The following is a 24,450-nucleotide window of genomic DNA, read 5'->3' on the forward strand; positions in this document are numbered from 1 at the left end:
AGCACCCTGTAAGAATTCTTATTTACAAAAAAGAGTAACGATAGATGTTTATTGAAAGAGACATAAACAACCACAAAAAAGTGGGCACCATTGAAGTTGTGGCCGGATCGATGTTTTCGGGAAAAACAGAAGAATTGATAAGACGGCTGAAACGCGCCAAAATTGCCAAACAAAAGGTGGAAATTTATAAGCCAATGGTTGATGTTCGTTACTCGGAGACCGAAGTGGTATCGCACGACGAAAATGCGATTCATTCTACCCCGGTTGAAAACTCTGCCAACATTCTTTTGCTGGCCGGCGATGTTGATGTAATTGGGATTGACGAGGCACAGTTTTTTGATAAAGGACTGATCGATGTTGTTACCAAGCTGGCGAACATGGGAATTCGTGTTATCGTTGCCGGGCTCGACATGGATTTTAAAGGTGTTCCTTTTGGACCAATTCCGGGATTAATGGCGGTTGCCGATTACATTACCAAGGTTCACGCTATTTGTGTGCGTTGCGGAAGTATTGCACAGTTTTCGCACCGCCTTTCGGAAAAAGAGCAAGTGGTTCTGCTAGGCGAAAAAGACATTTATGAACCACTCTGCCGAAGCTGCTACAATAAAGCCATCCGCGAATGAAAACACTGACGGTTACAGATATTTGTACCGTTTTAAATGGTGAACTTTTTCCATCTTCATCGTTTCAGAATTTCTCTGTTTCTTCGATTATAACCGACAGCAGAACTTTTTTCGGAGGTTCGGATGTTGCTTTTATTGCACTCACCGGTCCTGTTTTTAACGGCCACAATTACATTGCAGAGCTGCGCCAAAAGGGAGTTCAACTTTTTATTATTTCCGACAAATCGTTTATTGAAAATACGGCCAATTATATTTTAGTTGAAGATACCACCTCAGCACTTCAACAATTGGCGGCTTTTAACCGACGACATTTTTCGTATCCGATAATAGGCATAACAGGAAGTAACGGAAAAACCATTATCAAAGAATGGCTTTACGATTTGCTATCGGCTAACAAAAGAATCGTAAGAAGTCCGAAAAGTTACAATTCTCAAATCGGTGTTCCATTGTCTGCATTATTGCTCGACGAACCATACGACCTCGCAATTTTAGAAGCAGGGATTTCAGAACGGGATGAAATGGCAAAGCTGGCTTCTGTAATCAAACCAAACATCGGTATTTTGACAAACATTGGCGACGCTCACCAGGAAAATTTTAGCTCGCTGGAAGAAAAGCTGGATGAGAAACTAAAGCTTTTTACCGGTTGCAAAGTTTTGGTTTTTCGGGCAGATCGCTCGTACAGCAAACACATCAGCGACTTCTGTTCTGAAAGAACTATAAACTCAATCAATTGGTCGCTGGAAAAGCAAAAAGCTCCAATTGAAATTACTCCAGAAATACAAAGCGACAAAACGCGATTATCGGCGAAAGTGGCAGATAAGAACTATTCTTTTGAAATTCCTTTCACCGATGAGTCGGCCATAGAAAATGCCTGCCATTGTTTTGCCACACTGATTGCATTAAAAGAAAAACCTGAAGAATTTTTGGAGCGGTTCAGTCAATTGCAACCGGTTGCCATGCGTCTTGAAATAAAACATGGCATTAATAATTGCCTGTTGATCAACGATTATTACAATTCCGATCTGAATTCACTTGGAATCGCCTTGTCGGTTCTAAAACAACAGGCTGCCAAAGGTCATTTGCACAAACACGTTATCCTTTCCGATATCCAACAGACCGGAGTGGTTGCCGAAGAACTTTATTCAAAAGTAAATCAACTGCTTCAGGAATGGGGCATTAATAAATTAACAGGAATTGGTCCGGAGCTCTATAAACACAGTCATGTTTTTGATATTGAAAGTGAATTTTTCCCCAACCGATTGACATTTGAGAATCATTTTACACGGAATAATTATACATCATCCGCTATACTTATAAAAGGAGCACGACAATTCGAATTCGAAAAGACAGCTGCTCTTTTGCAGCTCAAAGCTCATCAAACGGTTTTGGAGATCAATCTGAATGCATTGATCCACAACCTTAATACTTTTCGAAAACTGCTGAAAGCGAAAACAAAGATTATGGTGATGGTGAAAGCCTTTTCGTATGGTAGCGGCGATGTTGAAATTGCCAGGCTTTTACAACACCAAAACGTAGATTATCTGTCAGTGGCAGTAGCCGACGAAGGCGTTCAGTTGCGTAATGCCGGTATAAATGTGCCCATTGTTGTAATGAATCCGGAGCAGGATAGTTTTCAAAATATTATTGACTTCCGTCTTGAACCAAATATTTACAGCTATAATCTTTTGCAACAGTTTTCGGATGCAGTCACCGAGTATGGACAATCCAACTATCCGATTCATGTGAAAATTGACACGGGAATGAACCGGCTTGGACTGAAAACAAAATCGGAGATCGAACAAGTTGTAGAGTTTATAAAATCGAATAAGCAGCTAAAAATAAGTTCCATGTTTTCACACCTTGTTGGAAGCGATGAAGCAGCATTGGATGAATTTACACTGGAGCAAATCGACAGCTTTAACTCACTGGCTGCCATCATCGAAAAAGCCTGCGATTACAAAATTGAGAAACACATTCTTAACTCAGCCGGAATAGAACGTTTTCCGAACTATCAATTCGACATGGTTCGACTGGGAATTGGATTATATGGCATCTCTCAAACCGGACTGCAGCTGGAAAATATTGGCACGTTAAAAACTACCGTTTCGCAGGTAAAAACAGTTGAAGCGGATGAAACCGTTGGTTACAACCGAAAAGGAAAAACCGGCAAACGAAGCCGTATCGCCATCGTTCCGCTGGGCTATGCCGACGGCATAAACCGAAAACTGGGCAATGGCAAAGGTTGTGCTTTTGTAAACGGGAAAAGAGCGCCGATTGTGGGTAATATCTGCATGGACATGTTAATGTTGGATGTTAACGGCATTGAAGTGGAAACCGGAGACAGTGTGGAGCTATTCGGCCCAAACATTTCAATTATTGAGCTGGCTGAAAAACTGGAGACAATTCCTTACGAGATTCTAACAGGCATTTCGCAACGTGTAAAACGAGTGTATTTGCAGGAATAAAAAATGCCATCCGACAAGCAGATGGCACTTCGATATATTCTTTTGAAAACGTTATCCTAATTTACTGATCCGCTCCAAACGATTAGCATCCAGAATTCGAATCTTCCGACCATCGATGGCAATTACTTTTTCGCTGGCGAAAGTTGACAGGGTTCGAATGGCATTCGAAGTAGTCATGTTCGACAGGTTGGCAATGTCCTCGCGCGAGAGAAACGCCTTTAAAGTTGTTCCATCATTCTCAAAACCGTATTTGTCCTTCAACAGGATCAGCGATTCCGCCAAACGTCCTCGAATGTGCTTTTGAGTAAGCGTTACTGTTCGGGCGTTTGAAAAACCAAGCTCTCGTGAAAGTTTACGAATTATTTTAAATGAGAAATCGGTGTTTTTTAATGCACGGTTAAAGATAAAATCAGGACTAATCGTACAAACCAGCGACTCTTCTAGCGTTACAGCCGATCCGTTATGCGTTTCATCGCCAAGCAATGCACGATAACCAATCAGCCCAAGCGGTTTAGTCATACGAATAATCTGCTCTCGTCCGCCAACACCTTCTTTAAAAATCTTTACCTTCCCATCAATCAACACCAAAAATCCGTTTGGCTTATCCCCTTCTTTATAAATGAATTCGTTTTTTTTATAATGCGAAAGTGAAATATGATGCTGCAGTTCGTCTTTATCTTCCTGCCCAAGTAAATAAAATATTGATTTTGGATTATCAACAAGATCCCTAAGTCCAATTTCCGAATTTAACATATACTTCGCTGTATGTTTTATAGCATCAAAGCTAAAAAAAAATGTTAAAATTGATTCTTTTTTAACAGTTATTTTACACGACTCATGAATAATATCATGAATCAGTTTACATAAAACTACTGATCCAGAAATATATGCTTAGTAGCGGGCAACAAGAGGCATTTTCCTTCCGAAACCAAATGCTTTTGAACTTACTCTTAAAATCGGTGCCGCCTGAAAGCGCTTATACTCATTCATATTCACCATTCTTATCACACGACGAACAATCGCCTCTTCATAACCAAGAGCAGCGATTTCCAGCGGCGATTTATTCAATTCGATGTAGTTAAAAAGCATGTCATCAAGCTCTTCGTACTCGGGTAGCGAATCGGTATCTTTTTGATCGGGGCGCAACTCGGCCGACGGCGGTTTTACGATGGTATTTTCAGGAATTACTTCACCGTCTTTATTCATAAAACGCGACAACTTGAACACGTCGAGTTTATATACATCGCCCAACACTGCAATACCTCCATTCATATCGCCATACAAGGTTCCGTACCCCACTGCACACTCACTCTTATTGGTGGTATTTAACAGAATGTGTCCAAATTTATTCGAAATGGCCATCATATAAATTCCACGTGCACGGGCTTGTATATTCTCTTCGGTAACATCGGGCGAACGCCCTTCGAAAAGTGGCGACAGCGCGTTTTCAAACTGATCAACTGCCGATTGAATATTTACAATGTCGTAACGGATTCCAAGGTTTTCGGCTAGTTCACGGGCATCGTCTACACTGTGGTCCGACGAATATTTCGATGGCATCAACAGCACACGAACATTTTCCGGTCCCAGCGCACGAACAGCAAGCACCACTGTCACTGCTGAATCAATTCCACCCGACAATCCCAACGTGGCCTGTTTAAAGCCCATCTTATTAAAGTAATCACGAATTCCCAAAACCAGTGCATCATGTATCTTCTCAATGTAGTCAACTTTTGGCTGCAGTTCCTTTTCTCCAATTGCTTTGGTATCGAGAACGAGGAAATCTTCCTCGAAATAGTTGAGTTCTTTAACGATCTCTCCTTCCGTATCGATATACACCGAACCACCATCGAAAATCAGTTCGGTTTGTGCTCCAACCTGGTTACAATACAAGACCGGAATGCCATAATTTCTAGCTTTGTTAATCAGCACATTTTTCCGCCAGCCTTCCTGGTTGTAAGAAAATGGCGATGCCGACAAATTCACCACAAAATCAGGTTTTAATTTCGCCAACTCTTCCATTGGCGAAACCGAATACAGCTTGTCTTTTCCAAATTCGTTGGCCGTGGGTTGCTCGTCCCACAAATCTTCGCAAATGGTTACGGCAATTTTTTCGCCTTTGTAATCTATCAGATTAAACTCGTTGTTTGGCTCAAAATGACGATACTCGTCGAAAATATCGTAGGTTGGCAACAACGTTTTGTTGTGCGCACTTTTTATTTCGCCATCGGCTAAAAAGAATGCCGAGTTAAACAACTTTTTACCGCGTTCCTGCTCATTAATTCGGGGTGCACCAACCAGCGCAGCAATGCCGTCGCAATATTTTGCAATTTCGGCAACCGCAGCTTCCGCTTTGGCAATAAACTCTTTCTTCTCCAGCAAATCGTGCGGATAATAACCCGTTACCGACAACTCGGAAAAAACAACCAGATCAACACCATCTTGTTTCGACTTATTGATCGTTTCAATTATTTTCGACGCATTTCCCTCAAAATCGCCTATGGTATAATTTAACTGTGCTAATGCAACTTTCATGATACGAGTTTAAAGTTCAGAGCTCCGAGTTTCGAGTTTTAAAACGCTATAATAAACTCATTATTCTGATCATTCTTTTTAACCTTGCAAAAGTTCAATTTTTAGTTCAGTTTTGCAATAATTTGACCGCAGAAGCGTATTGATTTAAATTTCTTGTAAAATGAAGTTGTTAAAAGGACTGTTTTTAATGGGTACAATAGCCCTGATTTTTTTTGCTTGTAAACCAAATCCGTTAAAAGTTAATATTTCTGACATTGATAAAGAAGTTGAAGTAGTTCATTTTGGCGAACAACTTTTTAACCTCGAAGGAAAAGATACGCTGGAAGTGTTTTCGGAGTTGAGTAATACTTATCCTGAGTTTTTCAATTTGTACACTTACCGTGTAATTCAGGTGGGTGGTATCGGCGACGACGATTTTAAGCACATGATGAGCCTGTTTTTAACCGACAGCCTGATTGTTGATGTAAAACACAAAACCGATTCGGTTTTTAACAACACAAAAAAGCTTGAAAAGGGGCTGAAAAAGGCTTTTAAATATTACAGCTACCATTTCCCCGAAAAAGAGCTGCCAACCATTTATACCTACACTTCTGGTTTTAACCAGTCGGTTGTTACGGCCGAAAATATTATTGGCATCAGCCTCGATAAATACCTGGGGCGCGATTGCAACTATTATCAGCAACTAAGCACAACGCCGCAATACAAGATACAAAACATGCACAAAGACAAGATTTTGTCGGATGTGGCATTTGCATGGGCAATTACCGAATTTGAACACGAAGACCGTGCGACCAACCTTCTGGGCAATATGGTTGAAAAAGGCAAACTGATGTACCTGGTTGACGCCATGTTGCCCGACATGCAAGACTCGCTAAAAATTGGCTATACCACACAGCAACTGGAGTGGTGCCAAATGAACGAGCCTCAAATGTGGACTTACCTGATTGAGCATGAAATGCTGTACACCAGCAAACGAATGGATATTATCCGGTACATAAATCCGTCGCCAACAACAAGTGGTTTCCCGCTTGATTCGCCCGGACGAACAGGTGTGTGGATTGGCTGGCAAATTGTACGACAATACATGAAAAAACACCCGGAAGTAACTTTGCCCGAGTTGATGGCGAATTACGATTTTCAGCAGATTTTGAACGATTCAGGGTATAATCCGGAGTAGGAAAGCGACTAGTCACTAGTTTCTTACAACTCGAAGCTAGCAGCTCGCGACTAAAGACAAAAAAGCCCGGCAAAAATCTACCGGGCCGTTCACTATCAGCTAAATTCGCTTAATAATTCATTTCCTTAATCTTGATATTACGGAACCAAACGTCGTCGCCGTGGTCTTGCAATGCAATTACACCTTCTTTAGCAATGTTTGCCCAGTCAGGATTTAACCCCGGGAATTTTGATCCGGCTACCATTTCTTTCCAATCGTCGGTCCACAAGTGGTACTCAACAACTGTTTCGCCATTTTGCTTGTGCACAACAGTGCCTTTGTAGCAAATAATTTCAACCGTGTTCCATCCACCGGCAGGTTTTGCATTTTGTGGTTTTGCAGGAATCAGGTCGTACAACGAACCTGCTTTTCGGTTACCGTCTTTTCCCAGCAATGCATCCGGGTGACGCTCGTTATCCAACACCTGCATTTCAGGAGCTGTTTTGTAAATTGGCCATCCTTCATGTTCTTTCCCTAAGTAGAAAATACCTGAGTTTCCGCCCTCTGCAATTTTCCACTCCAGTTTCAGGTGGAAATTCGAGTATTCTTTGGTTGTGATAATGTCGCCACCATCGCGTGCTCCGGCTTCACCCTGACCCGATTTGTTGCAATGCAGCGTTCCGTCAACAACTTCCCAACCTGTTGGGAAATGTTCTTTGTTGTTACCCCGCCATCCTTCGCTGGTTTTACCATCGAAAAGCAGTACCCAACCGTCTTCTTTTTCTTGTTTTGTTAATTGATTTAATCCGGCAGAACCACCAGTTTTTGTACTCTTACAAGAGATGGAAAAAACCATAGCAGTAGCCATTAAAAGTGAAAAAAACTTTCTCATTTCTATTAAATTTAATTGGTTAAAGATTAAAATGCCATTTTTTCAAACGACGTGCGAATGTACAAATTTTGTTAAACCGTTTTTTATCTCAGCAAAAAAAGAAATCGAGAATAACAGGATTTAGCATGCAATGAGCATCGTTTTTATAAAGTTCTTTTGTAAATTCGGTTAATTAAAAGATTAAGTTGAATAAAAATTAGTTGATATGAGTACTTCAGCAAAACCAAAAAGGATTGGTATTTTGACTGCAGGAGGCGATTGCCCCGGATTGAATGCAGCAATTAGAGGCGTTGGAAAAACAGCCATAGTTGAATACGGAATGGAGGTATTGGGGTTTAATGCCGGTTACTCAGGGTTAATTAACGGCGATTACATTGAGTTAAAAGAATCGGCCCTTTCGGGAATTCTTACTCTTGGTGGAACCGTGCTTGGAACCTCGCGCGAAAAACCCTATAAAGGCAAAAAAAACGGAAAAGATGACGACGATAAACCACAAAAAATTGTAAAGAATTATAAAAAACTTGGACTTGATGCCGTTGTTTGTATTGGTGGAAACGGCACCATGAAAACAGCAAGTTTACTGGCAAAAGAGGGAATGAATGTGGTTGGTATTCCAAAAACAATCGATAACGACGTTTGGGGCACGGATGTTACTTTCGGTTTCGATTCAGCAGTGCAAATTGCCACCGACGCCATCGACCGTTTGCACACCACGGCCAACTCGCATCAGCGTGTAATGATTATTGAAATTATGGGACACCACGCCGGTTGGCTGGCTTTGTATTCGGGACTTGCAGGTGGTGGTGATATCATTCTTTTGCCTGAGTTGGAATACAATATCCGCTCGGTTTGTAAAAAAATTGAAAGTCGTTACGAAAGCAACAAACCATATTCGATTGTGGTAGTTGCCGAGGGTATCGATCACCCAAAAGAAGTATCGGCCGCAACACATATTGCACAAGCTATTCAAACATATACCGGTATTGAAACCCGTGAAACTGTTTTAGGCTATATTCAGCGGGGAGGCTCGCCAACACCAATGGACCGCATTCTGGCCACACGCTACGGAGCATTTGCAGCCCAGTGTATCGCCGACGAAAATTTTGGAACTATGGTTGCCATTAAAAACAACGATCTAACAACAGTGCCGCTTGAAGAAGTTGGTGGAAAATTGCGACTGGTTGAACCGGATTTGGGATTGATTGAAAAAGCCCGAAAAATGGGTGTATCGTTTGGCGATGAATTTCTTTAGAAAGGATGAAGGATTAACGATGAAGGATTAAATAAAAAAACCGTTTTGAGTGTTTCAAAACGGTTTTTCTTTTATAGCGGTAAGTGCAAGACTTTTTTGGTTTCGAAAAACGGCTCGTCAAAATAATCCGACAGCTCCTGTAAGAAAATTCTTTTTCCAAACGGTTTGATCTCTTCTCTTAAATCACCGCCTTTCAGATAAATTACACCATTTGGCAGCGGGTTAATTTGTTTTTTCGAAATGTTTTTTCTGATCCATTTTACAAAATCGGGCAAACGGGTTACGGCGCGGCTCACCACATAATCGTATTTCTCCTGCAGTTGCTCGGCACGAATTTGTTCCGCACGCACATTCTTTAATCCTAACGATTCTGCAACTCCGTTAACCACTTTTATTTTCTTTCCGATGGAATCGACAAGATGAAATTGCACTTCGGGAAATAAAATGGCCAGCGGAATTCCTGGAAATCCACCACCGGTTCCCACATCCAGAATTTTTGTTTTGTCGGCAAAACGGGCAAACTTGGCAATACCCAACGAATGTAATACGTGGCGCTCGTAAAACTCAGAAAAATCCTTTCTGGAAATCACATTTATTTTTGCATTCCAGTCGGCATACAATGGCTCCAGTTGCTTAAATTGCTCAATCTGGGTTTCGGTAAGGTGCGGGAAATACTTTAGAATTATATCCATACAAAAGTTACTCTTTTCGTCCGATCTCGGTACTTTCAATCATTTTAAACAGCATTTCGCGAGCTCTGAAAAGCTGGGCTTTTACTGTTCCGAGCGGCAAATCTAACTCTTTTGCAATTTCTTCGTACGAAAACTCTCTGAAATATCGGAGTTCGACCAGTATTTGATAACGCGGCTTTAACTTACGTACCACCCGCCTCAACAAAATCGCCTTCTGCTGACGAATCAGCTTTTCTTCCGGATCAGGATCTTTCGAGCGTAATTTTATGGTTTCACTATTATCGTCCTGCGCGTTATTTTCGATGGGGACATGAACACCCTTTTTCTTTCGGAGAAAATCGATACAATTATTCGATGCAATTTTAAACAGCCAGGTACTAAATGCGTAGGTGGGCGAATATTGATGAAGGCTCTTAAATGCCTTGCCAAAAGCTTCAAGCGTAAGATCTTCTGCGTCGCTGCGGTTATTCACCATTTTTAGCAGCATAAAATAAATGGCGTCTTTGTAGCGGTTTAACAAACGGGCAAAAGCTTTATCATCTCCATTCAACGCAGCCTTAACTAGTTCGTAGTCTTGCCGCGCCTTCTCAGATAATATTACCCCTTGTTTTTCCATTTATAGTTTCGGCTTGTTCGATTAAAACGCCACTTAAAAATCAGCCTGTAAAAAGGCCTTATAAAACTGAACACTAACGAAGTTATGAATAATTTATGTTCATTCAAACGATTCTGTAATATTTTTATGATAACCATGAAAACCAGCAACTTAAGCAGTATAAAAGTCAAAATTACCGGCCATATTGTTAATGCAACAAATAGGCTAAAAACGACAAATAAGGGATAAAATATCTCGGTTAAGCGATCTATTTCTAACAAAAATTTCTTCCTGTTCGATAAATATTTTTCAATTCTGATGCTTTTTCGAATGAGGTTTGTAAAATCCGATTGGCCGACCGAAAATTGTTTTTCCACAACCGATTTATCGCTAAAATTAAATTCAGAATTCTTTTTTGTAATGATGTCGTTTAATACGAGCTCTAGGTTGGCAAAAGGTTCGTTTACCTTCACTCCATACCCACCATGGTTAAAATATTCCGTTCTTTTAAAGGCCACATTTTCTTCGTTATAAACAAATGCAGCTCCATTTAATATGAAGGATGCGCTTTTTACTTGCTGAAAAAAGTTCTCAACCCGATACAACTTGTTAAACCAGCTTTTTGCTCGCAGTACGGTTACATAGCCAACTTTTACAGAAGTAGTATCGTCGCTTGATTTGCACATTTCTGCCAACCACTCCTCCGAAACTTTTTGCGCATTTATCGGATAAATCAAAGCCCATTCTTTAGAGGCTAATTTCAGTGCTATATTTTGCGACAGTTTTTCTGAATGTCTGGTTTCCTGGCTTAACGACGAGATTTTTAGTTTTTCGTAGCGCTGTTTTAACAAACCTAATACCGACAAGGTATTGTCCTGCGAAAAGTCGTCTACGGCTACCACTTCGTAATCGGCACCTTCCACTGTTAACAAGCTTGGAAAGGTTTCACGAATATTGTTTTCTTCGTTTCGTACGGTAAGCAAAATGGATAACGAAGTGTTTTTGTCGTTCTCTTCTGCTTTATTTTTGTTTGAAACAACACGTAACGGAAACAGTAGCAGATACAAAAATCGCAGCAACCACAACAATAAAGCAATGGCCAAAACCGTAACCTGAAAGACAGTTAACGCGCTAAAACTATCAGTTAATTCCTGAATCATTTAGAGAAGAAAATTCGGTATTAAAAACTAACGCAATAGTAGCAAAATTACCTCAACCATTTTCTTTGCAGCAAACGAATTTGTTTACAGTAATTAGTTTTTATTAACAAGATTGGGCACGCCACAACCAAAATGAATTCGGGTTAAATAGCTATATTTGCCACGCAATTTTACACAAATGCAATTCGAATTACAGAAAACAGCAGATAACTCGCGTGCCCGGGCAGGTGTACTTACCACCGACCACGGCACCATTGAAACTCCCATTTTTATGCCGGTAGGTACTGCCGGATCGGTAAAAGGAATTCACACCAGAGATATAAAAGAAGACATTAAAGCCGAGATTATATTGGGCAATACTTATCATTTGTATTTGCGCCCAGGCATTGATGTTATTGAAAAAGCCGGTGGCTTACATAAATTCAATCGTTGGGATAAACCAATCCTGACCGACAGTGGAGGTTTCCAGGTGTTTTCGCTGGGAGACATTCGTAAATTAAGCGAAGAAGGTGCTCGTTTTCAATCGCACATCGACGGATCGTATCACATGTTCACGCCCGAAAATGTGATGGATATTCAGCGTACAATCGGTGCCGATATTATTATGGCTTTTGATGAATGTACTCCGGGCGATGCCGATTACGATTATGCCAAACGTTCGCTGGAATTAACACAACGCTGGCTCGAACGCTGTTTTAAACAGTTTAACAGCACCGAACCAAAATATGGTTATTCGCAATCGTTGTTCCCCATTGTTCAGGGAAACACGTTTACCGATTTACGAAAAGCAGCAGTGGCCAACGTTAAAAATTTTGATGCCGACGGTTATGCCATTGGCGGGTTGTCGGTTGGCGAAACCGAACAGGAAATGTACGAAATGACCGAAGTTTGTACTGCCGATCTTCCTGAAAATAAACCGCGTTACCTGATGGGCGTTGGTACTCCGGTAAACATTCTGGAAGGTATTCATCGCGGAATAGATATGTTCGACTGTGTGATGCCCACCCGAAACGGACGCAACGGAATGTTGTTTACCAGCGAAGGAATCCTGAACATGCGAAATAAAAAATGGGAAAACGACCACTCTCCCATCGATGAAAACGGAACTTCGTTTGTCGACCAGTATTCAAAAGCTTATCTTCGCCACTTAATTATTTCGAACGAAATGCTTGGCGCGCAAATTGCCAGTCAGCACAACCTGGCTTTTTACCTGTGGCTGGTTAAAACCGCAAGAGAAAAAATACAGAGCGGCGAATTTGTAAGCTGGAAAAACGAAATGGTTTTAAAACTAAAACAACGCCTTTAAAAGATCATGAAGTGGTATAAAACAATAGACCTTTACATCTCGAAAAAATTTTTGGGAACGTTCTTTTATGCCATTGGCCTGATTTTAAGTATTGCCATTGTTTTCGATATTTCGGAAAACCTCGATGAATTCCTGTCGAAAGATATTCCGCTTCACGATATAGTTTTTGATTATTACCTGAACTTCATCCCCTACTTTGCCAACCTTTTTAGTCCGCTGTTTACGTTTATCGCGGTAATTTATTTTACCTCGAAAATGACGTACAACACCGAGATTATTGCCATTTTAAGCAGTGGTGTTTCGTATGCCCGACTGATGCGACCTTACCTGGTTTCGGCGTTTATTATTGCACTTTTTTCGTTTGTGTTGGGGAACTATGTAATTCCGCCGGCCAACAAAACGATGATCGATTTCAGGCACAAATACATTAAAAACAGAACTGTTGATATCGACAAAAATATACACCGACAAATTGAACCGGGCACCTATATTTATATGCAGAGTTTTAATGCAAATAATGTGGGGATGCGTTTTACGCTCGAACGTTTTGAAGGTGCGAAACTAAAAGAAAAGCTTACCGCACAAAATATCCGCTGGGACGAAAAAACCGAGAAATGGGTGATCAACTCGTATTGGAAAAGAAACATTTTCGACGATCACGAAACATTTGAAAAGGGTTACCGGATGGACACTACGTTGAACATGACGCCAGGCGATTTTCAGCGAATGAAAAATGAAATGGAAACCTTTCCTACGCCGGCCTTACTTAAGGAAATCGACCTGATGAAAATGCGCGGAGTAAATTATATTGAGTGGGAAGTAGAGAAACACAAACGTTTGGCGAATCCTTTCTCCGCATTCATTTTAACTTTGATCGGTGTTGGTCTGGCATCGCGAAAAGTTAAAGGAGGACTCGGTTTACACATCGGTTTGGGACTCCTTCTTGCTTTCTCGTATATATTATTTATGCAAATTTCAACCGTATTTGCCATAAGTGGTACGGCTCCTGTAATGCTGTCGGTGTGGATACCCAACCTGACTTATGCTGTGTTGGCATTTTTTGTATACCGATGGGCTGCCCGTTAAATTTTAAAAAGTGTGGAGAGTTCTCATTTTCCACATTTCTTAGCGTTTCAAAGCCAATTTCCGACAATTTTTCAAACATACAATACAATAATTCGAAGGGCTTGAACCTATGTTGGTTAATTTCCGTAGTACTACAATACATTAGCCCATGGCAATTAAAAAAAATTATAATTTTGCCCACGCTAAATAAAATAACACCGGTCAACTACCGGGTAATTTATAACTAAAAAAATACTTTATGTCACTAAGAAGTAACGTACTCGATCTTCGTAAAAGAAAGAAAGAAGTACAAAAAGGTGGTGGAGATAAAGCCATTGAGAAACAGGTTAAAATGGGTAAACTCACAGCCCGTGAACGTATCCTTGCCCTGTTGGATAAAAACTCATTTCACGAATACGATTTATTTGTAGAACATGCTGCCAAGGATTTTGGCATGGAAGGCAAAACCTTGCACGGCGACGGTGTTATTATCGGTACCGGTACTATCTACGACAAGCCAGTTTGTATTTTTGCCCAGGACTTTACCGTTGCAGGTGGTTCGTTGGGATTGATGCATGCTCGCAAGATCACCAAAATTATGGATCACGCGTTGAAAATGCGTGTACCATTAATCGGTATCAACGACTCGGGTGGTGCGCGTATTCAGGAGGGAGTTAACTCATTGGCCGGTTACGGAGAGATTTTCTTCCGCAACACACTGGCTTCAGGTGTAATTCCACAAATTTCGGTAATTCTTGGCCCATGTGCCGGTGGTGCGGTATACTCGCCTGCTCTTACCGATTTTGTTTTTGTGGTAGAAAACATTTCGAAAATGTTCATTACCGGACCATCAGTGGTTAAATCGGTTTTGGGCGAAGAAGTTTCTATGGAAGAACTTGGTGGTGCTAAAGTACACGCCGAGGTAACCGGAAATGCACATTTCTATGCCGAAACTGAAATGGAGTGTTTCGATCAGATAAAAACACTTATCAGCTTTATTCCGCGTAGTAACCTGAAAAAAGCATTACCTCATAAACCAAAAGCTCCGTTAAAAGGAGTTAAGGTTGAAGATATTGTTCCTGCTGATCCAAGAATTCCGTACGACATGCGCGATGTACTTAAAAGCATCACCGACGGTTCTGAATTCTTCGAAGTTATGGAACGTTTTGCTCCAAATATCATTGTAGGTTTTGGTCGTATGAATGGCGAAACTGTAGGTTTTGTGGCTAACCAGCCAATGGTACTTGCAGGTGTTCTTGATATCGATAGTTCGGACAAAGCAGCTCGTTTTATCCGTTACTGCGATGCTTTCAATATTCCTATTATTACCATGGAAGACCTGCCTGGTTACCTGCCTGGTGTTGATCAGGAACATGCCGGAGTAATTCGTCACGGTGCAAAAATTCTTTACGCCTATAGCGAAGCTACAGTGCCAAAAGTAACTGTTATTCTGCGTAAAGCTTATGGTGGTGGTTATATTGCAATGAACTCGCGTCACTTGCGTGCCGACTTTGTTTTTGCATGGCCAACAGCCGAAATTGCAGTTATGGGACCAGAAGGAGCTGCAAACATTGTATTCCGCAAAGAAATTGCCGAAGCCGAAAATCCTGATGAAATGCGTCAGCAAAAAATTGAGGAGTACAAAGAGAAATTTGCCAATCCTTATGTTGCTGCTGCACAAGGTTATATCGACGAGGTAATCGAGCCTAGCGATACACGTTCGCGCATATTACATGCGTTACAGGTATCGGAGAACAAAAGCGCTTCAATGCCAGCTAAAAAACACGGAATTCCTCCGTTTTAAACCACTAAAAGATTTGCATTATGGCAGAAGAAAAAGAGCTTAAAAATCTTGTTATTCAAGGGGCTGTTTACAAAACAACCTATACCAAAAGGTTTGAAAACAGGGTTAATTATGTGTCTCCGGATCCAAATGAACTCTATTCATTTATACCGGGAACAATCATCGATCTTTTTGTAAAAACAAAACAAAAGGTGAAAGAAGGTGAAACATTACTATTGCTCGAAGCAATGAAAATGGAAAACCAGGTACGGATGCCTTTTGATGGAGAGATCGTTAAAATTCACGTCAAAAAAGGAGAGGTTATTCCTAACCGTCATTTGATGATTGAAATTAAACCGACAAAATAACTCGTAACGAGTTTCAAATATTAAAACCGCGCAAGTAGACTGTGCGGTTTTTTTTGTGCCTTATTTTATACAAAAAAGAGTTGCCTCAACTAAGCGGCAACTCTCAAAAAATCCAAATAAAACTAATCGCGTTTTCTATTTATCTACAAATTCCAAACTCTTTCATTAATCATCCAGTCCTCAAGACTTAGAGTCCCGTCCATTTCAACTGTTGAAGTTGGTACTACTTGCCAGGTGAAATCGTTGGTCATCCAGTTTTCCAATTCAAGATCGGCTTCTTCTGTTTGAGCTGCCATATCACTTGCAGTTGACCACACATCGTTGCTTGTCATCCAGGTTTCCAACTCTAGCGAACCTTCCTGCGCTTCAACGAAATTAAAGTCGGCAGAAGTGCTCCAGATTGCGTCGTTGGTCATCCACGACTCCAGGTTCAACGATGTTTCAACAATGTTTTCATGACTTGAGGCTTTTGTAACTTTTTCTGTTGCATTAGCTGTTCCTACTGTAAATATTACTGCTAGTATAAGTGCAACTGTTTTTAAATTAAATCTAGTTTTCATGTTTTCTGTTTTAACTGTTTTCGAACTAATTGTTTGTTTTCAAATTGCCTTCGTAAAGGACTTTTTTGTTTTCTTGTTTTCAGTATAATAGACTAATTACGAAGACAAAGGTTACACTTCGTTTTGTTAAAAAGAATAAAAAAAATGTTAATGAGTTCTTAAGGTCGGTAAACGTCCGGGGTTATCGGTAAATAAAAATACCTTTTGGTAGGCTACTGTCTAAATTTGCCGGTAAATGGCGAAATATTCCAAACAATGCTGAGCCACTTCCCGACATAGATGCGTAGACAGCGCCCGCTTCGTAAAGCTGGTTCTTCAGTTTTTCGATTTCGGGAAACTGCGGAAATACACTTTTTTCAAAGTCGTTTTTTACTACAGTTTTCCATTCTTCAATCGGAAGATTTTCAATCTCAAGCAGGTTAAAATCCGCTTTAGCAGGAATAATATTTTGATAAGCTTGTGGTGTACTAACAGAGAACGGAGGTTTAACAACAACGATCTCATATGCCGACAAATCGAGTTTAACCGGTTTAAACTGATCGCCGATACCATGTGCAAAAGTTGGTTTGTTTTGAATAAAAAATGGGCAATCGGCACCAATTCGGGCAGCATAATTTTCCAGTTGAACTGTCGTTAATCCCAACTCAAAATAACCGTTCAGCATTTTTAATGCAAAAGCCGCGTCGGCCGAACCACCACCAAGGCCTGCACCAAACGGAATTACTTTGTGTAAATGCATTTTTACCAGTGAAAGATCAAAATCCCGTGCTAGCAACGAATAAGCTTTATAAACGAGATTATTCTCCGGAGCAGCATCAATTTCAATACCCGACGAAGAAAAGCTCGTTTCTTCTGATTCGATCACTTCCAAAGCATCCGATAATTTTACCGGGTAAAAGATGGTTTCGAGGTTGTGGTAACCATCCGGTCGTTTCTCCACAACATTAAGCCCGATATTTATTTTCGCATTGGGAAATATGATCATGCAACAAAAATAAAAAAGCCGCCTGAAAATTCAGACGGCTTCCTACATTTATATAAAGATTTATTTTTCTAGTCAGCGAAAGCTTCGTATTCCTCCGGCGAACCACAGGTACAAATGAGGTTACGATCTCCCCATGCATTATCAACACGGCCAACCGGCACCCAGTATTTGTTTTCGCGCACCCAATCCAGCGGATAAGCAGCTTTCTCGCGGCCATAAGCATGTGTCCATTCATCGGCACAAACACTTTCTGCTGTGTGTGGCGCATTTTTTAGTACGTTATCAGCTTTGTCGGCAGCACCGTTCTCCACTTCTTTAACTTCATCGAAAATAGAGTTTAAAGCACTGATAAAACGATCCAGCTCATCTTTCGATTCACTTTCTGTTGGCTCGATCATCAAAGTCCCATGAACCGGGAACGACAGTGTTGGCGCGTGGAAACCATAATCCATCAATCGCTTGGCAATGTCTTCTTCGGTAATTCCGGCTGAAGCTTTTAGGTGACGGCACTCCAAAATTAATTCGTGTGCCACACGTCCGTTTTCACCGGTATATAAAATTCCGTAATTATCTTTTAAAGCTGTTGCAATGTAGTTGGCATTCAGAATGGCGATTTTTGTAGCCTCTGTAAGGCCCTCAGCGCCCATCATTTTTATGTAACCATAAGTAATTGGCAATACTGATGCACTTCCCCATGGAGCTGCTGAAACAGCTGTAATACCAACGTGTCCGTTATTCATAATCGGATGCGATGGCAGGAATTCTACCAGGTGACTGGCAACACCAATAGGGCCAACACCAGGACCACCACCACCGTGTGGAATAGCAAATGTTTTATGCAGGTTCAGGTGACAAACATCAGCGCCGATCATCCGTGGATTGGTTAATCCAACCTGTGCGTTCATGTTGGCACCATCCATATAAACCTGACCACCATTTTCGTGAATCACCTCACACATTTCAATAATTGAGGCTTCGAAAACCCCGTGCGTTGATGGATAAGTTACCATAAACGCCGAAAGATTGTCTTTGTGCAGTTCGGCTTTGGCACGCAGGTCGTCCATATCAACGTTACCTTTTTCATCGCATTTTACCACAACCACTTTTGTTCCGGCCATAACAGCACTAGCAGGATTGGTTCCGTGTGCCGAAGAAGGAATAATTACCACATCACGCTGGCCCTCGCCACGGCTTTTGTGGTATTCCTGAATTACCATCAAACCGGCATATTCGCCAGCAGCACCTGAGTTTGGCTGCAAACTTACATCGGCCATTCCGGTAATTTCAGCTAAATCCCTACGCAGTTCTTCCATCATTTCCTGGTAACCACGTGCCTGGTTTTTCGGAACAAAAGGATGTAAACCGTTAAATTCGATCCAGCTCATCGGCAACATTTCAGTTGCAGCATTCAGCTTCATTGTACACGAGCCCAACGAAATCATCGATTGTGTTAACGATATATCTTTTTTTGCTAATCGTTTAATGTAACGAACCATCTCTGTTTCCGAGCGGTATTTATTAAATACTTCCTCGGTCATAAATTCCGAAGTTCTTTTAAACGCAGCGTTTATTTCAACTCCTTCGGGATATTCTTCGGCTACCTGCCATTTTTTATTGGCAGCTTTTGCAAATACTTCAATGATCCAGCCAATATCCTGCGGGTTCGTTGTTTCATCGATACTGATACCAACATCGCCATTTTCGAAATACCGGAAGTTCATTTCCAGCTCGTGCGACAACCACTCAATATCTTCGCGCATTACATGTTTTGGCAATGCAAAACGGATGGTATCGAAGTAGTTTTTATTAATCTGAGTGTACCCAAGTTTTTCAATTTCGCTGGCAAGGAATGCAGCGATATTATGGATGCGCTCTGCAATTCCGATAATACCATCCGGTCCGTGATAAACGCCAAAGAAACCGGCCATAATTGCCAATAACGCCTGAGCGGTACAAATATTTGAAGTTGCTTTTTCGCGTTTAATGTGCTGTTCGCGGGTTTGCAGTGCCATACGAAGCGCACGGTTACCATGCATATCTTTCGTAACACCAATAATACGTCCCGGCATATTTCGTTTAAAATCTTCTCGGGCTGCAAAAAATGCAGCATGAGGGCCACCGTATCCCATTGGAACACCAAAACGCTGCGAGTTACCAAATACAATATCGGCTCCCCATTCTCCCGGAGGAGTTAATATTGCCAACGACATCAGGTCGGCAGCAACAGCAACTTTTATTTCTTTTTCGTGTGCTTTTTCAACAAGGTCAGCATAGTCAACAATTTCACCATCAGAGTTCGGATATTGCACCAACACTCCAAATACGGTGTCGTCGAAAACAAACTCGTCTTTTGGTAAAATTTTAAGTTCGAAACCAAGAGGCAAAGCACGCGTTTTTAACACATCGTGAGTTTGCGGCCACATTTTGTCGTCAACCAAAACGGTGTTTACACCTGCTTTAACCATTTTTCGCGATCGCAAATTCGCCATCATAACCATGGCTTCGGCTGCTGCAGTAGCTTCATCAAGCAAGGATGCATTTGCAATGTCCATTCCGGTTAAACTGCAAACCATTGTCTGGTAGTTTAACAATGCCTCGAGACGCCCCTGCGAAATCTCAGCCTGGTAAGGTGTATAAGAAGTATACCACACCGGATTTTCAAGCACGTTACGTAAAACCACTGCCGGAGTGATTGTATCGTAATAGCCCATTCCGATGTAAGTATTAAATACTTTATTTTTTGATGCCAGTTCAAGAATACGACGGAAGTATTTACGTTCCGACAATCCTTCATTCATTTTTAAAGGTTGCTTTAACCTTATATTGGCCGGTACAGTTTGTTCGAGCAATTCCTCCATCGACGAAACACCAACAGATTCAAGCATTTCGGCAATTTCCAAACCTCGCGGGCCAATGTGGCGGGTGACAAATCTATCCTGAGACATTCGAAATATTTATTTTATAATGAATTTTTGTGCAAGTATATAAACTGAATGGTTTTAAAAAAATGATATAAAACAATTTTAAATCATTTACATTCAGGTTAAAAACGGATTATTTACTTTTTCAAAACCAAGTGTGGTTTCCGGGCCGTGACCACAGTACACTTTTGTCTCGTCGGGTAATGCAAAAAGTTTTCCTTTAATGTTGTTTATCAAGGTGTCGAAATCGCCTCCCGGCAAGTCGGTGCGTCCAATACTACCATAAAACAAAACATCGCCGGCAATTAATAGTTTATCGTTTTTGCTATAAAAAACAACATGACCAGGAGCATGACCGGGAACATGAATTACCTCGAGGCTTGACTCACCAAATTCAACAGTTTGCCCCTCTTCAATAAAAGTATCGATAGGCTTTACAGGCTGCATTTCGAAATTATACATTTTGCCTTGATCAACTGCCCGTTCTACCCAAAAAGCATCGTCGGCATGGGCTAAAAACGGAATCTTATATTCTTCGCGAACAAAATCAACACCCATTATATGATCGAAATGGCAATGCGTATTGATTATTTTTACAGGTTTCAGCTCATTTCGTTCGATGTAATATTTTAGCTCGTCCTGTTCTTCTCCATAATAAAATCCGGGATCGATAATTACACATTCTTTTGTATCGTCGCTCAATACAAGACTATTTTCGCCCAAGGGGTTTACAACAAATTTTTCAACTTTAATCATATTAAAAATTTACGGTTCCTTTTAAGAGAGGAACAAAAACAAAGCCTCCATGTTTTTTCATAGTGAAATCATTTTCGCCTGTACGAACAATTTCGCACATTTCCTGGTGCTTTTCGTTGCCCACCGGAACAACCAATTTCCCACCTATTTTCAGCTGAAGTTTCAACTCGGAAGGGACCGACGGCGCACCTGCCGTTACCAAAATTTTATCGAAAGGGGCGAAGTTTGGCAAACCTTTATAACCATCTCCAAAAAAACAAGCGGGTTTATATCCTATCGACGGCAAAAACTTATGCGTTTTTACATACAGTTCTTTTTGACGTTCGATAGTAAAAACCTTTGCGCCCATTTCAACCAGCACGGCTGCCTGGTAACCTGATCCGGTTCCAACTTCTAGCACTTTCTCCCCCTTTTTAACATCGAGCAATTGGGTTTGAAAACCAACGGTATAGGGTTGCGAAATGGTTTGTCCGGCACCAATCGGAAAAGCCTGATCTTTGTAGGCAAAATTTATAAATCCACTCTCCATAAATAAATGGCGCGGCACGTTACCGATTGCCGTTAAAACAGCCTCGTTTCGAATGCCCTTTACTTTTAGCCCATCAACTAAACGTTTGCGCAAACCCTGATGTCGCGATGTGTCTTTTACCATCTTTTCCTTAACTATATGTACAAAATTAATCGAATTCACGTACCAACAAACTTTTCATTCAGGAATGAATATTAACATTTAACGTTGATAAATTAAACGCAGCTCCACAAAAAAATATTGACCTGAGTTCTATATTTGCATAGAAACAATTTAAATAGCGTAATATGTTGAATGTAGGCTTAATAGGAAACACAGAAATTCTTGAACCCTTCGCTGTAGAAATCAAAAAAAATGCTTTGATAAATATTATTGGCAAAGCTTCGGTTGGTTCGAGCGCCGAGCTCACCGGTTTCCACTATTCCATTCCGGAGTTCAACCGTGTTGAGTTGATTGAACGCGCTGATGTTATTCTGATGGACAATTCAACACCAATGCCGTTTAAATTTATGCGCGATATTATTAAAAAGTCGAAGCACATTTTTTGCGTTGAATACCCCGATCTCACCATTGATGAATGTACCGATTTGAATAAACTTATTAACGAATCGCGATCGGTGGTGCAGGTTATCAATCCGTACTTTTTCTCGCCGGCAATACAGTGGGTAAATAAAAACATTAAAACTCCGGCATTTATCGACTATTCGAATTTTGAGGCAGATGTAACCGAAAAGAATTCGCTTTACCCCATGCTGCTGATGCTTTTAAAGGTTACCGGTATTTCTCCAAAAAAGATTGGCGCCGTAACTTTCCCGGGATACGACAACTCAAAATTTACCAACGTTCGTCTTGAATTTGGTGATGCTTCAGTGGTAAATCTGAATTTCGGAAAACTTGAATCGTTGAAGAACTTTAAGTTACGCATCTATTCCGATAACCAATTTGCAACGTTCAATTTCTCGAAAGAAAAATTTCTGACGGATAACAAGGACATTAAATTCGACGATGAATTTATCGTTAACGAACTGGATGTTTTTATTCAGTCAATAGAGGGGAAAATTAAAAAAATATCAACCCTTGATGATTACCTGATTGCCATGCACGTGGCTCAGAAGATCAATAAAAAGATCGCTCAGTTTTCTATTCATTAATGCCAATAAAAAATTACTTTTGCCGCAATATTTTGTATTAGAGGTCGTTTAAATACTGATTGTGAAAAGACCTGACTTAATCGTTTCTACATGAACAAATCGTGGCAGACGGCCAAATATTTATTTTTCGATTTTTTTGCTGCAGCACTGGCCTGGGCTTCTTTTTTCGTATATCGCAAAGAAATTATTGAACCTCAATATTTTAACGGATGGGATGTTCCGTTCGAATTAACCACCCAGTTTTATTTGGGTCTTATTTTTATTCCGGCTTTCTGGATCACTTTCTATTATATCGTAGGCTTTTACAATAACATTTATCGCCGGTCGCGTTTGCTCGAGCTTGGTCAAACATTTGCAACATCGGTGGTTGGTGTTGTAATTATTTTCTTTGCTTTTTTGCTCGACGACTGGATAGGATCGTATAAAAACTATTACAATTCCATATTTACGCTTTTCAGCCTGCATTTTGGGTTAACCTACTTGTTCAGACTGGTTCTTACTACCCAAACCGTTCATAAAATACACAAACGCAAAATTGGTTTTAACACCCTTATAATTGGCAGTAACGAAAAAGCGCTGAAAGTATACAACGAAATGTCGAGCCAGGTTCGTCCGGCCGGAAATAAATTTGTTGGTTTTATAGAACTGGACAAGAATAGCGATTCGGTTTTAAGTGAACAATTGCCAATGCTCGGTCACATTAAAGACATTATCAATATTCTGGATAAAGAGAATATTGAAGAGGTTATTCTGGCCTTGGAAACCAAAGAACACGATCAGCTGAGTGAAATACTTACTATTATCGAGAACCGCCAGATTACCATTTGGGGAATCCCCGATTTGTACGACCTGCTTTCGGGAATGACCAAAACAAATACCATTTTCGGAAGTCCGCTTATTAAAATCAGCAACGGATTAATGCCCGGATGGCAGGCAAACGTAAAACGTTTGCTTGATGTTGTGTTTTCGTGCATCGCACTTATTCTGTTTTTCCCTGTATTTATTGTACTGGCTGTCATTATTAAAACATCGTCAAAAGGTCCTATTATATACAAACAGCAACGAGTTGGCCGCTACGGTAAACCTTTCAATATTTATAAGCTTCGCAGTATGGTTGCCGATGCCGAAAATGGCTCACCTGCTCTTTCCTCGGAAAATGATGCTCGCATTACAGGAATTGGCCGATACCTGCGAAAAACGCACCTAGATGAGATTCCCCAGTTTTTTAATGTAATTATGGGAACCATGTCTTTGGTTGGACCGCGTCCTGAAAGGGAATTTTTTATCAAGCAGATTCTGGAACGTGCGCCGCATTACGCTCACCTCCACAAACTTCGTCCGGGAATTACTTCGTGGGGACAGGTAAAATACGGTTACGCCTCAAACGTCGACGAAATGTTGGAGCGTTTAACTTACGATATGATGTACCTGAAAAACATCTCGTTGTACATCGACTTCAAAATCCTCATTTACACCGTAATGGTGAGTGTGAAAGGCAACGGAAAGTAATAACCTGAGTTCGATTCTAAATCTTGTCTCAGTTTCTATTTAAAATCTAACTCAGGTTAATAATAATTGTAATTCATTCGAAACACTAATCCCTTTTCATTCAGGCTTAATAGGCAAAAATGCAATTGGCAATTGGCAAAAGCCGGG

General features: G+C 40.8%; 21 protein-coding genes. 10 read left to right on the forward strand and 11 right to left on the reverse strand.

Annotated features, from left to right (window positions below; translation table 11 throughout):
• The first annotated feature begins 44 nt into the window (after positions 1 to 44).
• Entirely contained in the window at positions 45 to 623 is a 579-nt protein-coding gene (locus SLH46_RS16710; RefSeq protein WP_320282348.1) for a thymidine kinase, read from the forward strand.
• Positions 620 to 3,088 carry a bifunctional UDP-N-acetylmuramoyl-tripeptide:D-alanyl-D-alanine ligase/alanine racemase gene (locus SLH46_RS16715; protein WP_320282349.1) on the forward strand — a complete coding sequence of 823 codons (2,469 nt, stop codon included), beginning with the start codon at positions 620 to 622 and terminating at the stop codon, positions 3,086 to 3,088. Before SLH46_RS16710 ends, SLH46_RS16715 begins: the two co-directional genes overlap by 4 nt.
• Before the next feature lie 51 nt (positions 3,089 to 3,139).
• Here the strand turns inward: SLH46_RS16715 and SLH46_RS16720 are convergent, their stop codons facing one another.
• Together SLH46_RS16720 and SLH46_RS16725 are read right to left on the reverse strand one after the other, a co-directional pair.
• Positions 3,140 to 3,841: a Crp/Fnr family transcriptional regulator gene (locus SLH46_RS16720; RefSeq protein WP_320282350.1), complete on the reverse strand. Its 702-nt coding sequence runs from the start codon at positions 3,839 to 3,841 to the stop codon at positions 3,140 to 3,142.
• A gap of 138 nt (positions 3,842 to 3,979) precedes the next feature.
• Positions 3,980 to 5,623, reverse strand: a complete 1,644-nt coding sequence (locus tag SLH46_RS16725; protein WP_320282351.1) for an NAD+ synthase — start codon at positions 5,621 to 5,623, stop codon at positions 3,980 to 3,982.
• Between the two features lie 160 nt (positions 5,624 to 5,783).
• Here SLH46_RS16725 and gldB point away from each other — a divergent pair, with 160 nt between their 5' ends.
• Complete coding sequence (gene gldB, locus SLH46_RS16730) at positions 5,784 to 6,800, forward strand: gliding motility lipoprotein GldB (RefSeq protein WP_320282352.1); 1,017 nt, start codon at positions 5,784 to 5,786, stop codon at positions 6,798 to 6,800.
• Positions 6,801 to 6,909: 109 nt separating this feature from the next.
• On the opposite strand, the gene SLH46_RS16735 is transcribed toward gldB, so the two are convergent.
• A complete protein-coding gene (locus SLH46_RS16735) occupies positions 6,910 to 7,671 on the reverse strand; it encodes a 3-keto-disaccharide hydrolase (RefSeq protein WP_320282353.1) in 762 nt (253 codons plus the stop codon).
• A gap of 205 nt (positions 7,672 to 7,876) precedes the next feature.
• Here SLH46_RS16735 and SLH46_RS16740 point away from each other — a divergent pair, with 205 nt between their 5' ends.
• On the forward strand, positions 7,877 to 8,923 hold the full coding sequence (locus tag SLH46_RS16740; RefSeq protein WP_320282354.1) for an ATP-dependent 6-phosphofructokinase: 1,047 nt from the start codon (positions 7,877 to 7,879) through the stop codon (positions 8,921 to 8,923).
• Positions 8,924 to 8,994: 71 nt separating this feature from the next.
• Here the strand turns inward: SLH46_RS16740 and rsmG are convergent, their stop codons facing one another.
• The 3 genes from rsmG to SLH46_RS16755 are packed head-to-tail and all read right to left on the reverse strand — an operon-like array spanning position 8,995 to position 11,370.
• The gene (gene rsmG / locus SLH46_RS16745) at positions 8,995 to 9,615 is read right to left on the reverse strand and encodes a 16S rRNA (guanine(527)-N(7))-methyltransferase RsmG (protein ID WP_320282355.1); all 621 of its coding nucleotides are present in this window, start codon (positions 9,613 to 9,615) and stop codon (positions 8,995 to 8,997) included.
• Positions 9,616 to 9,622: 7 nt separating this feature from the next.
• Positions 9,623 to 10,231, reverse strand: a complete 609-nt coding sequence (locus SLH46_RS16750) for an RNA polymerase sigma factor (protein WP_320282356.1) — start codon at positions 10,229 to 10,231, stop codon at positions 9,623 to 9,625.
• A complete protein-coding gene (locus SLH46_RS16755) occupies positions 10,213 to 11,370 on the reverse strand; it encodes a glycosyltransferase (RefSeq protein ID WP_320282357.1) in 1,158 nt (385 codons plus the stop codon). The genes SLH46_RS16750 and SLH46_RS16755 overlap by 19 nt, the downstream gene beginning before the upstream one ends.
• Positions 11,371 to 11,548: 178 nt before the next feature.
• On the opposite strand from SLH46_RS16755, the gene tgt reads away from it, so the two are divergent.
• From tgt to SLH46_RS16775, 4 genes are all read left to right on the forward strand, one after another.
• Positions 11,549 to 12,676: a tRNA guanosine(34) transglycosylase Tgt gene (gene tgt / locus SLH46_RS16760; protein ID WP_320282358.1), complete on the forward strand. Its 1,128-nt coding sequence runs from the start codon at positions 11,549 to 11,551 to the stop codon at positions 12,674 to 12,676.
• A gap of 6 nt (positions 12,677 to 12,682) precedes the next feature.
• Positions 12,683 to 13,762: an LptF/LptG family permease gene (locus tag SLH46_RS16765; protein ID WP_320282359.1), complete on the forward strand. Its 1,080-nt coding sequence runs from the start codon at positions 12,683 to 12,685 to the stop codon at positions 13,760 to 13,762.
• A gap of 238 nt (positions 13,763 to 14,000) precedes the next feature.
• Positions 14,001 to 15,545, forward strand: coding sequence for an acyl-CoA carboxylase subunit beta (locus SLH46_RS16770; protein ID WP_320282360.1), 1,545 nt, complete (start codon positions 14,001 to 14,003; stop codon positions 15,543 to 15,545).
• A 20-nt stretch (positions 15,546 to 15,565) separates the two neighbouring features.
• Positions 15,566 to 15,892 (forward strand): biotin/lipoyl-containing protein, encoded by a 327-nt coding sequence (locus SLH46_RS16775; protein ID WP_320282361.1) that lies wholly within the window; start codon positions 15,566 to 15,568, stop codon positions 15,890 to 15,892.
• A gap of 143 nt (positions 15,893 to 16,035) precedes the next feature.
• Here SLH46_RS16775 and SLH46_RS16780 read toward each other — a convergent pair whose 3' ends face one another.
• The 5 genes from SLH46_RS16780 to SLH46_RS16800 form a co-directional block, all read right to left on the reverse strand.
• Positions 16,036 to 16,452, reverse strand: a complete 417-nt coding sequence (locus SLH46_RS16780; RefSeq protein WP_320282362.1) for a hypothetical protein — start codon at positions 16,450 to 16,452, stop codon at positions 16,036 to 16,038.
• 181 nt (positions 16,453 to 16,633) lie between these two features.
• Positions 16,634 to 17,437, reverse strand: a complete 804-nt coding sequence (gene ispE, locus SLH46_RS16785) for a 4-(cytidine 5'-diphospho)-2-C-methyl-D-erythritol kinase (protein WP_320282363.1) — start codon at positions 17,435 to 17,437, stop codon at positions 16,634 to 16,636.
• Positions 17,438 to 17,505: 68 nt separating this feature from the next.
• Positions 17,506 to 20,382 carry an aminomethyl-transferring glycine dehydrogenase gene (gene gcvP / locus SLH46_RS16790; RefSeq protein ID WP_320282364.1) on the reverse strand — a complete coding sequence of 959 codons (2,877 nt, stop codon included), beginning with the start codon at positions 20,380 to 20,382 and terminating at the stop codon, positions 17,506 to 17,508.
• 93 nt (positions 20,383 to 20,475) lie between these two features.
• Complete coding sequence (locus SLH46_RS16795; RefSeq protein WP_320282365.1) at positions 20,476 to 21,114, reverse strand: MBL fold metallo-hydrolase; 639 nt, start codon at positions 21,112 to 21,114, stop codon at positions 20,476 to 20,478.
• A gap of 1 nt (position 21,115) precedes the next feature.
• The gene (locus tag SLH46_RS16800; RefSeq protein ID WP_320282366.1) at positions 21,116 to 21,805 is read right to left on the reverse strand and encodes a protein-L-isoaspartate(D-aspartate) O-methyltransferase; all 690 of its coding nucleotides are present in this window, start codon (positions 21,803 to 21,805) and stop codon (positions 21,116 to 21,118) included.
• Between the two features lie 197 nt (positions 21,806 to 22,002).
• Between SLH46_RS16800 and SLH46_RS16805 the strand changes: the two genes are divergently transcribed.
• Positions 22,003 to 22,794, forward strand: coding sequence for a hypothetical protein (locus tag SLH46_RS16805; RefSeq protein WP_320282367.1), 792 nt, complete (start codon positions 22,003 to 22,005; stop codon positions 22,792 to 22,794).
• A gap of 90 nt (positions 22,795 to 22,884) precedes the next feature.
• Entirely contained in the window at positions 22,885 to 24,303 is a 1,419-nt protein-coding gene (locus SLH46_RS16810; protein WP_320282368.1) for a sugar transferase, read from the forward strand.
• Positions 24,304 to 24,450: the final 147 nt, after the last annotated feature.

This window comes from Draconibacterium sp. IB214405, from assembly GCF_033963885.1.
Taxonomy (GTDB): Bacteria; Bacteroidota; Bacteroidia; order Bacteroidales; family Prolixibacteraceae; genus Draconibacterium.

Excerpts from the sequence above, each read along its gene's own strand:
- SLH46_RS16710 (WP_320282348.1), top strand. The coding sequence starts at position 45 with ATGTTTATTGAAAGAGACATAAACAACCACAAAAAAGTGGGCACCATT.
- SLH46_RS16715 (WP_320282349.1), top strand. The coding sequence starts at position 620 with ATGAAAACACTGACGGTTACAGATATTTGTACCGTTTTAAATGGTGAA.
- SLH46_RS16720 (WP_320282350.1), bottom strand. The coding sequence starts at position 3,841 with ATGTTAAATTCGGAAATTGGACTTAGGGATCTTGTTGATAATCCAAAA.
- SLH46_RS16725 (WP_320282351.1), bottom strand. The coding sequence starts at position 5,623 with ATGAAAGTTGCATTAGCACAGTTAAATTATACCATAGGCGATTTTGAG.
- gldB (WP_320282352.1), top strand. The coding sequence starts at position 5,784 with ATGAAGTTGTTAAAAGGACTGTTTTTAATGGGTACAATAGCCCTGATT.
- SLH46_RS16735 (WP_320282353.1), bottom strand. The coding sequence starts at position 7,671 with ATGAGAAAGTTTTTTTCACTTTTAATGGCTACTGCTATGGTTTTTTCC.
- SLH46_RS16740 (WP_320282354.1), top strand. The coding sequence starts at position 7,877 with ATGAGTACTTCAGCAAAACCAAAAAGGATTGGTATTTTGACTGCAGGA.
- rsmG (WP_320282355.1), bottom strand. The coding sequence starts at position 9,615 with ATGGATATAATTCTAAAGTATTTCCCGCACCTTACCGAAACCCAGATT.
- SLH46_RS16750 (WP_320282356.1), bottom strand. The coding sequence starts at position 10,231 with ATGGAAAAACAAGGGGTAATATTATCTGAGAAGGCGCGGCAAGACTAC.
- SLH46_RS16755 (WP_320282357.1), bottom strand. The coding sequence starts at position 11,370 with ATGATTCAGGAATTAACTGATAGTTTTAGCGCGTTAACTGTCTTTCAG.
- tgt (WP_320282358.1), top strand. The coding sequence starts at position 11,549 with ATGCAATTCGAATTACAGAAAACAGCAGATAACTCGCGTGCCCGGGCA.
- SLH46_RS16765 (WP_320282359.1), top strand. The coding sequence starts at position 12,683 with ATGAAGTGGTATAAAACAATAGACCTTTACATCTCGAAAAAATTTTTG.
- SLH46_RS16770 (WP_320282360.1), top strand. The coding sequence starts at position 14,001 with ATGTCACTAAGAAGTAACGTACTCGATCTTCGTAAAAGAAAGAAAGAA.
- SLH46_RS16775 (WP_320282361.1), top strand. The coding sequence starts at position 15,566 with ATGGCAGAAGAAAAAGAGCTTAAAAATCTTGTTATTCAAGGGGCTGTT.
- SLH46_RS16780 (WP_320282362.1), bottom strand. The coding sequence starts at position 16,452 with ATGAAAACTAGATTTAATTTAAAAACAGTTGCACTTATACTAGCAGTA.
- ispE (WP_320282363.1), bottom strand. The coding sequence starts at position 17,437 with ATGATCATATTTCCCAATGCGAAAATAAATATCGGGCTTAATGTTGTG.
- gcvP (WP_320282364.1), bottom strand. The coding sequence starts at position 20,382 with ATGTCTCAGGATAGATTTGTCACCCGCCACATTGGCCCGCGAGGTTTG.
- SLH46_RS16795 (WP_320282365.1), bottom strand. The coding sequence starts at position 21,114 with ATGATTAAAGTTGAAAAATTTGTTGTAAACCCCTTGGGCGAAAATAGT.
- SLH46_RS16810 (WP_320282368.1), top strand. The coding sequence starts at position 22,885 with ATGAACAAATCGTGGCAGACGGCCAAATATTTATTTTTCGATTTTTTT.